At 28.0% G+C, this 11,817-nt stretch carries 12 protein-coding genes; 1 reads left to right on the top strand and 11 read right to left on the bottom strand.

Going from position 1 to position 11,817, the window contains the following annotated elements; all coding sequences use genetic code 11:
- The 11 genes from H9660_RS14800 to H9660_RS14750 form a co-directional block, all read right to left on the bottom strand.
- On the bottom strand, window positions 1-286 hold a 286-nt coding region (locus tag H9660_RS14800; protein WP_243190679.1), incomplete at its 3' end, for a M56 family metallopeptidase.
- Window positions 286-672 carry a BlaI/MecI/CopY family transcriptional regulator gene (locus H9660_RS14795; RefSeq protein ID WP_191751151.1) on the bottom strand — a complete coding sequence of 129 codons (387 nt, stop codon included), beginning with the start codon at window positions 670-672 and terminating at the stop codon, window positions 286-288. The genes H9660_RS14795 and H9660_RS14800, both read right to left, overlap by 1 nt.
- A 141-nt stretch (window positions 673-813) precedes the next feature.
- A complete protein-coding gene (locus H9660_RS14790; protein WP_191751150.1) occupies window positions 814-2,913 on the bottom strand; it encodes a sodium-translocating pyrophosphatase in 2,100 nt (699 codons plus the stop codon).
- Window positions 2,914-3,031: 118 nt separating this feature from the next.
- Window positions 3,032-3,931 carry a D-alanine--D-alanine ligase gene (locus tag H9660_RS14785; RefSeq protein WP_191751149.1) on the bottom strand — a complete coding sequence of 300 codons (900 nt, stop codon included), beginning with the start codon at window positions 3,929-3,931 and terminating at the stop codon, window positions 3,032-3,034.
- A gap of 183 nt (window positions 3,932-4,114) precedes the next feature.
- Window positions 4,115-4,765 carry an endonuclease III gene (gene nth, locus H9660_RS14780; RefSeq protein WP_191751148.1) on the bottom strand — a complete coding sequence of 217 codons (651 nt, stop codon included), beginning with the start codon at window positions 4,763-4,765 and terminating at the stop codon, window positions 4,115-4,117.
- A gap of 9 nt (window positions 4,766-4,774) precedes the next feature.
- Window positions 4,775-5,479 carry a lysophospholipid acyltransferase family protein gene (locus tag H9660_RS14775; RefSeq protein WP_191751147.1) on the bottom strand — a complete coding sequence of 235 codons (705 nt, stop codon included), beginning with the start codon at window positions 5,477-5,479 and terminating at the stop codon, window positions 4,775-4,777.
- A gap of 35 nt (window positions 5,480-5,514) precedes the next feature.
- Window positions 5,515-6,501: a tRNA epoxyqueuosine(34) reductase QueG gene (queG, locus tag H9660_RS14770; protein ID WP_191751146.1), complete on the bottom strand. Its 987-nt coding sequence runs from the start codon at window positions 6,499-6,501 to the stop codon at window positions 5,515-5,517.
- 8 nt (window positions 6,502-6,509) lie between these two features.
- The gene (epsC, locus tag H9660_RS14765; protein WP_191751145.1) at window positions 6,510-7,094 is read right to left on the bottom strand and encodes a serine O-acetyltransferase EpsC; all 585 of its coding nucleotides are present in this window, start codon (window positions 7,092-7,094) and stop codon (window positions 6,510-6,512) included.
- Window positions 7,095-7,107: 13 nt separating this feature from the next.
- A complete protein-coding gene (cysK, locus tag H9660_RS14760; RefSeq protein ID WP_191751144.1) occupies window positions 7,108-8,016 on the bottom strand; it encodes a cysteine synthase A in 909 nt (302 codons plus the stop codon).
- Window positions 8,017-8,227: 211 nt separating this feature from the next.
- Window positions 8,228-9,496 (bottom strand): magnesium transporter, encoded by a 1,269-nt coding sequence (locus tag H9660_RS14755; RefSeq protein ID WP_191751143.1) that lies wholly within the window; start codon window positions 9,494-9,496, stop codon window positions 8,228-8,230.
- A 588-nt stretch (window positions 9,497-10,084) separates the two neighbouring features.
- Window positions 10,085-10,969, bottom strand: a complete 885-nt coding sequence (locus H9660_RS14750) for a YegS/Rv2252/BmrU family lipid kinase (protein ID WP_191751142.1) — start codon at window positions 10,967-10,969, stop codon at window positions 10,085-10,087.
- A gap of 248 nt (window positions 10,970-11,217) precedes the next feature.
- Between H9660_RS14750 and pssA the strand changes: the two genes are divergently transcribed.
- Complete coding sequence (gene pssA / locus H9660_RS14745) at window positions 11,218-11,739, top strand: CDP-diacylglycerol--serine O-phosphatidyltransferase (protein ID WP_191751141.1); 522 nt, start codon at window positions 11,218-11,220, stop codon at window positions 11,737-11,739.
- Window positions 11,740-11,817: the final 78 nt, after the last annotated feature.

Below are 11,817 nucleotides of genomic sequence, written 5' to 3'. Positions count from 1 at the left end.
CTACAGATGAAGTTATAATATTAGATATACTATAATTCACTTCTTCCTTTGGTAATTTATAATTATTAACTAATAGATTTGTTTCTTCTTTTGATGTGATATTTATTAAATTAAATAAACTGATTTTGCTTTCTGGTCCAAATGGAACTAATAATTTTATAATTAATATAAACCATAAGTAATATATTATTGACTTTTTCATATGTTGTTTTAGTATTAATCTAATTAATAAAATTAAACCTACTAATATGCTTCCAACTATAGAGGATTCTATAACAAAACTCATTATTTATCCTCCATATCTAGTTTCTTATTTAATACATCTCTTAATTCATTGATATCTTCTTTAGTAAGTTTTTCACTTTTAACTAAATTAAGCACCATTTCATTTAGTGATCCATTAAATACTTTCTTTAAGAATGATTTACTTTCTTCTTTTATACATTCCTCTTCTGATATTAATGGATAATAAAAATACTCTTTCCCATTTTTTCTAAAACCTATTGCTTCTTTATTTAAAAGCCTATTAATTAAACTTTTTATAGTTGTACTTTTCCACTCTTGCTTTCCTTTTAGTTTATCAATTATTTCATTAGCTGTTGCTTCTTCCTTTGACCAGATAATTTTCATAACTTCCCACTCTGAATCTGATATTTTAGGTAAATTATTCACAATACTCCTCCTTTAATTACAAACGTAATCTTTATTTATAGTTTACACTTGTAATCAATAATAATCAACCATTTTTTACCATAATTATTTATTCTTAATTATAAAAGGGGCTGTCTATATGACAACCCCATAATATTATTTTTATAGTATTCCAAATGCAAGTATTAAAGCACCAAATACTATTGATACCATAGACATTAATTTTATTAAGATATTTATGGATGGTCCTGTTGTATCTTTAAATGGATCTCCTACAGTGTCCCCAACTACTGCTGCTTTATGGCAGTCTGACCCTTTTCCACCTAAAACTCCAGATTCAATATATTTTTTTGCATTATCCCATGCTCCACCTGAATTTGACATCATAATTGCCATTGCAAATCCTGTTACAGTTGATCCTGCAAGTAATCCTGCTACACCATTTGGTCCTAAAATTAATCCTACAATTACAGGTGTTGCTATTGCTATTATTGCTATTGTAATAAGCTCTTGTTGTGCAGATTTTGTACAAATATCTACACAGGATTCATAATCTGGTTCTCCCTTTCCTTCCATAAGTCCAGGAATTTCTTTAAATTGCCTTCTAACTTCTACAACTATTTTAGAAGCTGCTCTACCAACTGCATCCATAGTCTTCGCTGAGAAAAGGAAGGTTACCATTCCACCAATAAATAATCCTATAAGTACTTGTGGGTTTAATATAGATAAATTAAATTCAAAACTATATTCTCCACTTTTCACTAAATTTTCTATTGAATCTTTATATGCTGCTATAAATGCAAGTGCTGTTAATGCAGCAGAACCTATAGCAAAACCTTTACCTGTTGCTGCTGTTGTATTTCCTAGTGAATCTAAGGCATCTGTTCTTTTTCTTACTTCTGGATCTAAATCTGCCATTTCAGCTATTCCCCCTGCATTATCAGCAATTGGACCATAAGCATCTGTTGCAAGTGTAATACCAAGAGTAGATAACATTCCAACTGCTGAAATTGCTATTCCATATAGACCTAAATTAAAATCATTACTTCCACCTGATAAATTAAAACTTATTAAAACTGATATAGCTACTATTACTACTGGAATTGCTGTAGATGACATTCCTAAAGAAAGTCCTCCAATTATAATAGTTGCAGGCCCTGTTTTACTCATATCTGCTAAATTTTTAGTAGGCTTATAATTATCCGAAGTATAGTATTCAGTAAAAAATCCTATTAATATACCAGCAATAAGCCCTGATAATATACTAAAATAAACTCCTAAATTTTCTGCTCCTAATAAATACTTAACAATAAAAAATGATCCTACTGCAACAATTATTGATGATATATAAGTTCCCCTTCTTAATGCATTTAAAAGATTTTTCTGACTTGCATCTTCTTTAGCCTCAACAAAAAAACTAGAAAATATAGAAGCTACTACACCTAAGGTTGCAACCAATAATGGAACAAATACCCCTTCAGTCGATAATCCAGCTGCTACTGCTAAAGCACAAGAAGAAATTAAAGATCCAACATAAGATTCATATAAATCTGCTCCCATACCAGCTACATCACCAACATTATCACCAACATTATCTGCAATAACAGCTGGATTTCTTGGATCATCCTCTGGAATTCCAACTTCCACCTTTCCAACTAAGTCAGCTCCAACATCTGCTGCCTTTGTAAATATTCCACCACCAACTCTAGCAAATAAAGCCATAGAAGAAGCTCCTATACCAAAAGTTAATATATTGGTTGTAACTTGAAGTAATCTTTCTACCTCTTGTAAATCACTATAATACCAATCTAAAAATAAGTAACCTAGTGCTATATATAAAAGTCCTAAAGAAACAACAACTATTCCAATTATTGATCCACTTTTAAATGAAATTTTCAAAGCTCCATTTAAGCTCTTTTTAGCTGCTGTAGTAGTTCTTGAATTAGCATTAGTTGCAACTTTCATTCCTATAAAACCAGTAAGCCCTGATAAAAATCCTCCTATAACAAAAGAAAATGGTACAAATATTGATATATATCCAAAGAAGCTCATAATTAAAAATATAATAAACATTAATACAAAAAATATTGCAACACCTTTATATTGTCTTTTTAAATATGCATTTGCTCCTTTTCTAATTTTAAAAGAAATATTCTTTACTTTTTCTTCACCTTCATCAGCTTTCATAACTACATTTGCTTGATAAAAAGAAAAAAGCAAACCTAAAGTAGAACCAAGTAAAATCCAAAGAATAAAATTCATGATAATTCCTCCCATATATAAATAAAATAATTTATTTTTACTTATATATACGTTTCAAATTTCAAGAAAATACTCTATATTACTTTATTTTTTAGGTTTGCTTAAATTTTATTAATATTTATTTTTTTAATGAATGTTCTATTATCATATCTATAAACTCTGAGTAGCTTATACCTTTTTCACCAGCACTTTGTGGGAAAAGACTAGTTGCAGTCATACCTGGTAAAGTGTTTACTTCTAAAACATATGGTACTCCTTCTTCAGTAATAATCATATCAATTCTAGAATAAACTGAACACTTTAAAGCTTTATAGGTTTCTAAAGCCATTTTTTTAACTTCTTCATAAGTCTTAGGCTCTAAATCTATAGGATAATGTTCTGCTCCATTTGCAGAATATTTTTGTTCATAGTCATAAAAATCTGTTTTAGCCTTTATTGCAAGTACTGGGAATAATTCATTTTCAAATACAGGGCAAGTTATTTCATCACCCTTTATAAATTCTTCTATCATAACTTCATTATCCCACTTTAATCCTTCTATGACAGCTGCTTCAACATCTTCCTTTTTAGTTATTTTAAATGTTGCAACACTTGATCCACCATTTGTAGGCTTAATAAATACAGGATATCCCATTTCTTCTATTGCATTATAATCTATTTCCTCTACTGAAGATACATTTACCCATCTTGCAGTTCTTATTCCCTTAGCTTTTAAAACACTTTTAGTTAAATCCTTATCCATACATAAACCACTACTTACTTTATCACAGCCTGAATAAGGTATTCCTAAAGTTTCTAATACAGCTTGAACTGTACCATCTTCACCAAACTTACCATGTAATGCAAGTAAAGCAAAATCTAAACCTTTGACTTTTTCTATTACATCTTCTTTACTATCTATAACAACAGGAACTACTTCATATTTTTCCTTATTAATATGCTGCATAATAGAATTACCGCTATTTAATGATACTTCTCTTTCTGAAGATATTCCCCCCATTAAAACTCCAATTTTCATATATTACGCCCTCCAAAATTATAAATTTATTATCATTTTATTCATACCATTTATTATATCACTATATAAATTATGATAAAAGTAAAAAGAAGTAAGTATGTTATATTAGTTGCTCCGTCGCAAGCTCTAAATTGTCCTAATACAACATATTTACTTCTAAAAATAAAAGTTAAATTCCTTTTATTATTTTCTCTTAACTTCTTTCTTTTTAATATCTTTATAGTATTTACAATACTTAGTTAAGTTACATATTTCACATTTAGGATTTCTAGCTATACAACATCTTCTTCCATGAAAAATTAATAAATGATGTGTTAAACTCCATTCTTTTTTAGGAAGCTCTTTTTGTAATTGCTTTTCAACCTCTAATACATTATCTGAATCTGCCATTCCGAGTCTATTAGAAACCCTAAATACATGAGTATCTACAGCTATTGATGGAACTCCAAAAGCATTTGATAAAACTACATTAGCTGTTTTTCTACCTGCACCAGCTAATGAAGTTATTTCTTCCATAGTTTTTGGTACTTCTCCATTAAAATTTTCTTTTAATTGGTTGCACATAATAATTAAATTTTTAGCTTTACTTCTATATAAACCTATTTGCTTAATTCTCTCTTCCAACTCTTCTACAGAAAGATTTAAAAATGAATCTAAATCTGGATAATCTTTAAATAAAGTTTCAGTAACTTCATTTACTTTTTTATCAGTTGTTTGAGCTGAAAGTATAGTTGCTACTAAAAGCTGAAATGGAGATTCATGATTAAGCTCACATTTAGCATCTGGATAATCTTCTTTTAAAATTTCTAAAATATCCTTAGTTCTTTTTTTCATTTAAATCACCTACTTATATACACCTTTATATTTTTCAGGAAGTAAGTTTGCAATTGACTTCATTATGTATTCCATACATCTATTATCATAATCATGTTTATCTTCATCCTTTTCCTTTTTAGGTAATGATATAGGATCTCCAAATTTAATATTTACATCAGCATAATTAAACTTTTCTCCTCCCATATCTCCATTATCATTTATAGGAAGAAGAATTTCTGTACCAGTCATACCAATTGGTACTATTTTAGCTTTAGTAAGTCTTGCAATTAATAAAATTCCTTTCTTACCTTCAATCATTGCCCCTGTCCTACTTCTAGTTCCTTCTGGAAAAATCATAAGATTTTCTCCACCTCTAACTAATTTTACTATATTAGTTATTGCTTCCTTATCTGCTGAATTTGGTTTAATACCTACATTTTTAACCATCATAGTTCCAAGCTTAGTTACAGGATCATTTGATAATTTTATTCCAGCTACAAAAGTTGGATCATATTTTTCTCTAAGAACCTTATCTAAAATTAATCCATCTGCATTACTTAAATGGTTGCATATAAATATTATAGGTCCATCCGTACTCTCTATTTTTTCAAAACCCTCTATTTTAAAGTTAGCATACTTTTTAAAATACTTATTTACAATAAATTTTGTTATCTTTACTACTACTGATTCTGGTAAAGCATTTATTAACTTCACTACGCTTGGTGATAACATTATTTTCCCCTCACTTCCTAGTTTTATATCTAATATTATATTTTATTACTATTTAAAAGTCTATTAAGATAATCTTTTAAATAAGGAGAATCTGTTTTTAAGTCTTTAATATTCCCATTATCATTATTTATTTTAATTAAAGCATTTCTTTTCAATACATTTTTACCTCTCCATCCACAGGAGGTTTTAAAGAAGCTTTCTTTAAACTCCTTTGTACTTGAATTAATTAATTCAAGTGAATTTTCTCTATTCATAAAATCATAAGGATAAAATTCTTCTATTTTTGAATACTCTATTTTATTATTATAAGGACAGGAAGTTTGACAACTATCACAGCCAAATACTCTCCCTTTTAATAATTTAATATGCTTATCCTCTAAATCTTTTTTTTGAGTAAAATAAGAAACACAAATATTACTATTCTTTTTATAAGAATTTATAGCTTTACTAGGGCATGCCTTATAACAAAGTTCACATTCTCCACACTCTTTAAAGTTTTGAATCTCTTTATAATCTCTTTCATCTGTTTCCATTTCTAAATTGGTTATAATTTCACCTAAAAAAACATAAGAGCCATACTTTTCTGTAATTATTAAATTATTTTTTCCTATAAATCCAACCTTACCTAAATATGCTATATATCTTTCAGGTAAAAAATTACTATCTACAAAGGATAATGCTTCTCCACCCTTACTTTCTATAAAATCACATATTTTTTGTAAGTATGACTTAACTACTTTGTGATAATCTGTTCCTCTTGTATAAACAGAAAAACCATTGTCAAAATAATTAATATCATGAAGATATGGGAAAGCTATTGAAATTATAGTTTTCCCATCTTCCATATATATATATGGATTTATTCTCTTTAATACATCTTTTTCTTCAAATTCATTTTCAAGTCCTTTTTCTTTTCTCTCATAAAAGAAAGACTTAAGCTCTGTAAATTCTCTGCACTTTATAAAACCTATAGTGTCTAATCCTAATTCTCCACAGAATTTAACAATTTCATCTTTAATCATAATAACCTCTAAATCATCATGTTGTTATAGATAGTTTTTCTATTTCCTTCTTTATCTATTACTTCAATAATATCATCTACATTTTTAACTATATTTCTTCCTGCACATCCAACAACAGTAGCACCTTCTGGAACATCCTTTAAAACTACTGTATTTGCTCCTACTCTACTACCTTTTTTTAATACTATTGGTCCAAGTACCTTTGCACCTGCTCCTATTATAACATTATCCTCCACAGTTGGATGCCTCTTTCCCTTTTCTTTCCCTGTTCCACCAAGAGTAACTCCATGATATATCGTAACATTATCTCCAATTTCAGTAGTTTCACCAATAACTACTCCCATACCATGGTCTATAAATAATCCTTTTCCTATTTTAGCTCCTGGATGAATTTCTATTCCAGTAAAAAATCTAGCAACTTGTGAAAATAATCTAGCACTAAAAAATCTTTTATGGTTATATAAAAAATGTGCTATTCTATATGCTATTAATGCATGAATACAAGGATATAACAAAAATACTTCTATTTTACTTCTAGCTGCTGGATCAATTTCTAATATATTATTTATATCATACTTTAATTTATTAAACACAGATTCTCCTCCTTTAATCGTATATTCCCATTGATATATACTTTTCTCCTCCATCTGGTGCTATGGCTAGTACTTTTTTACCCTTGCCTAATTTTTTTGCCATTTCCAAAGCTACATAAATAGCAGCGCCTGAAGATATACCAAGTAATATTCCTTCTTCTTCTGCAACTATCTTAGTCATTTTTAAAGCATCATCATCTGAAACCTTAACAACCTCATCTACTATACTAGGATTATAAATTTCAGGTATAAATCCTGATCCTAATCCTTGAATTTTATGTGCTCCAGCAATACCTCCACTTAATACTGATGATTTTTTAGGTTCCACTGCAACTATTTTTATATCTTTTATTCTTTCTTTTAATTTACTACCTACTCCTGTTACGGTTCCACCAGTTCCTACCCCTGCAATAAACATATCTAAATCATTTAAATCTGAGTATATTTCTTCTGCAGTTGTATAATAATGTTTTTCACTATTAGCTATATTTTCAAATTGCTGAGGCATAAAATAATTTTCATTTTTAGAAAGCTCTTTAGCCTTTTCTATAGCCCCATTCATCCCTTCTGCTCCATCTGTCAATATAAGTTCAGCTCCATAAGCCTTAATTAAATCTCGTCTTTCCTTACTCATAGTATCAGGCATTACTATAATAACTTTATATCCCTTAAGTCTTCCTATCATAGCTAAAGCAATACCAGTATTACCACTAGTTGGCTCTACTATTATAGATCCACTCTTTAATTTACCTTCCTTTTCTGCTTTTTCAATCATACCTAAAGCAGCTCTATCCTTAACACTTCCACCTAAATTATATTTTTCTAATTTTACATAAACTTCCGCACTATCTTTATCCACTAAATTATTTAATTTTATAATAGGTGTATTCCCTATTAAATCTAATACATTTTTGTATATCATCTCTTCCTCCACTAATTAAAATTCCCTTAATAAATTTAATTATATTACTTCTTCAATAAAAGTCTAATTATTTATATAAATATTAAAAAAGATAAAAAAGTGTTAAAATATCATATCTAGGTTTCGTTGCAATCTCAAAGTCACCTTGTTATGATATTTTAACACTTCAAAACTGAAGGATGGAAATATTAATTGCCAATCTTTCAAATTGTTATCTTATTTTTTTCTTCCACATTGGATATAAAATTTCATCTATTATATCATGAGCATTTACAGCTCCTATTAACTTATTTTCTTCATCTATAACAGGCACAGTTAATAAGTCATACTTTGCAATAAGTTCAATTGCTTCATCTATATCAACATCATTTCTTATAACATCTATATCTTCAATCATTATATCTTTAACTTTAACATTTTCTTTGTTTAAAATCAAATCTGAAGGAGTAATAGAACCAATAACCTTTTCTTCTTCATCTGTTATATAGATTCTATAAATTTCATCTTCTTCAACTTCTTCCATTTCCCTTAAAATATCTATTATTTCACCAACAGTTACATCTAAATTAAAAGAAATAAAATCTGTACTCATGATACTTCCTACTGTTTCATCTCCATATTTTAATATTTCCTTTACTTCATCAGCATCTTCTTTTTCCAAATTGATAAGAATTTTTTCTCTTTCTTCATCATCCAATTCATCTAATACATCTGCTATTTCATCATTAGACATTATTTCTAAAAGTTCTGCTGCTTTAGTTTCACTAAGTTCTTTTATTATACTACCTTTATATTCTGGATCTATTTCTTCTAAGGTGTCTGCAGCTAAATCCTCATCTAAAGATTCAAATATTTGCTTTCTTGAACTAGCATCTAAATTTTCTAGTATATCTGCTAAATCTGCTGGATGTAAAGTTGAAAGTTTTTTATATGGAACTGAAATTTGTAGATTGTTATTTACCATTTCTAATGATTCAACATCATCCCACATTAATACTCTATCTTCATAATCTTTTCTTAAAACTTTATAAATAAACTTTCCAAGATTTGCACAATTAAGTCTTCTAAATCTTGCATAGGGACCAGTTTCAACTGCTATAACTCTATATTCCCCTGCAATTTCAGCTATCCTTAAATCATCAACCCTAACTACCTGCTTACCATTTATATCAACAATTTTTTTATCCAATAAATTTTGAGATAATAAATAAGAATATGTTCTTGGTAAAATTTCCTTACTTCCTCTCGTAACTATCTTTATTCTGTTACCCTCTTGTTGATAAAAATTAATAGTCCTAAATTCATAATGAAAAGTAGATCCATCTCTTCTTACCTTATAACCAATTACTCTAGGATAACCATCTTCAGTAGTTACATAAATATCCTTAAGTTCTCCAATACTTTCATCAAACTCATCGTATATTTTTTTACCTAGGATATTTGTATATAGAAATACTGATAGTTTCTTTACGTTTTTCATAATATTCCTCCTCCTTTTTAGAGGAGAAAACTTAAGGTTAATTTATAACGAAGTATATCTCCTCTAAAAATCTAATATTCAGTTTTATTAAATTACTACTCTGAGGGACACCCTCCATTTTAAATTCACCCCTTATTTATAACGAACTTAATATTCTTGTTTTACATATATTATATTCATTATTATATTATATTAAATTTAAGTAAAAAGGCAACTTATAAATAAAAATTTAGCAAGGAAATTTTCAATAAAAAAATGTACATATTAATTTGTTATTTTGTGACTCTAGTCAACCTTAATAAAAAAATTAATATGCACACTTTATTTCAAACAAATAAATTATAAAAACTTATTTTCTTAATTGCTTTTTAATTTATAATTTATAAATTAAAAATTTATTTTATTCTTTAGGAAATTATATCTATAGACAAGCTCTAGATAATTTTATAAGAGTAGTCAAATTCGTAGTGTAAGAATTAGAGTTCTTATAATTTCATTCCTTCAGTTTGCAAAGAGATAAACATTGTATGACGGCGACTTGGAGCGCATGCGACGGAGCAAGGAATATAATGTTTATCTCTTTTTTTATTAAATTTTAGCTCCAAGAACTTTTAAACCACCTTTTATACATTTAATATTAAGTGGAAAATCTGGTCCTTTTTCACCATCTATATCTGTAACAATATCTTCATTTGATTCAACATATAAGTTATTTGTTTTGAAATAAATTACATTTTCTGAATCTAAATGTTCTCCCTTTAACACTTTAACAAATAATGGTATCAACTCAATTATAGGAATAGCTTTAAAAATTATTACGTCAAGCAGTCCATCAGTTGCATTAGCTCTAGTTGCTAGCTTAAAATTTCCAGCTGTTTGTCCATTGAAAACTAACATAAAGTACATATTGCCTTCATAATTCATTTCATCTGAGTTTATTTTTATTGCAAGCTTTCTAAAATTAGGTAGTTCTTCTAGCCCCTTTAAATAATATGCTAATTTACCTATAGTGTTTTTTAAGTTAACATCTGTTTTTTGAGATACATCAGTAAATAAACCAGTACTAGCTACATTCACAAAATATTTGTCATTTATGCTACCTAAATCTACTGTAGTTACTTCTGAAGATAATATTTGCCTACATGCTTTACTTATATCAGATGGCATCCCTAAGAATTTTGCAAAATCATTTGCAGTACCTACAGGCAATATTCCTATTGGAATTGAAATTCCACATTTAGCCATAACATTTACAACATTATCAATAGTTCCATCCCCACCTGCAATTAATATATAATGATAATTGCATTCTTTAAAATCATTAAAGGCATTTATTACATCTTCTTCCTTATCTATTCTATATGGGACAATAGTGTAACCTGCTTGCTGGTGTATTTTTATAACCTTATCAAGATGATCAAGTATTAAGTTTTCTCCAGAATATGGGTTATAAATAAATTTAACCTTTTTCACATTACCCCTCCTATATTATAAAATTTTAATAATTCCATATAATAAAATATACTATATAGTATATTACTATATTTTACAAATAAATCAAATGAATTATTAGCCCTATTTCTTAATTTTATCTTAATTTCCTTTAATTATTAATTAATATTTAAACATCTTATATTTATTTATAATATATGATATAATATTGATTTGATAATAAGTAAAAAAAGTAAAATCATTATAACTTTTAAAGCAGGAGTGATTATATGAGAAAAAGTTCTATACCTAATATTTTTACATTTATAAATTTATCATGCGGAATTATATCTATTTTATATACTATGAATGAAAACTATCTATTTGCTTGCTTTTTCATCTTAATAGCTGCCCTTGTAGACAGATATGATGGAAGAATTGCTAGATGGTTAAATGTTTCTAGTGAACTTGGAAAAGAATTAGATTCTCTAGCAGATCTTGTATCTTTTGGGGTTGCACCATCAATTCTTACATTTTTAATGTATGATTTAAAAAACGTAGGACCTTTTGGAATAATAGGAACTGTGGTTTTATTAGCCTTCCCTATTTGTGGCGCATACAGATTAGCAAGATACAATACATCTACATTTGACGGAGTATTTACGGGAGTACCTATAACTATTACAGGAAGTTTTATAGCTATTTTTGTATTTTTTACTTTAAATAGTCAAATAACACCATGGATTCCAATTATATTATTAATTCTAGGTTCTTATCTAATGGTAAGTACATTTAAATTAAAAAAAGTCTAAAGGGGCTGTCGCACTAAAGAATTAGTGCACAGCTCCTTTTTTGCAAAAAAATAAATCCCAAACTTTAAAAGTTTAGGA

The sequence above is a fragment of the Clostridium gallinarum genome (assembly GCF_014836325.1).
Classification (GTDB): domain Bacteria; phylum Bacillota; class Clostridia; order Clostridiales; family Clostridiaceae; genus Clostridium; species Clostridium gallinarum.
This window is presented reverse-complemented; position numbering and strand designations above follow the sequence as displayed.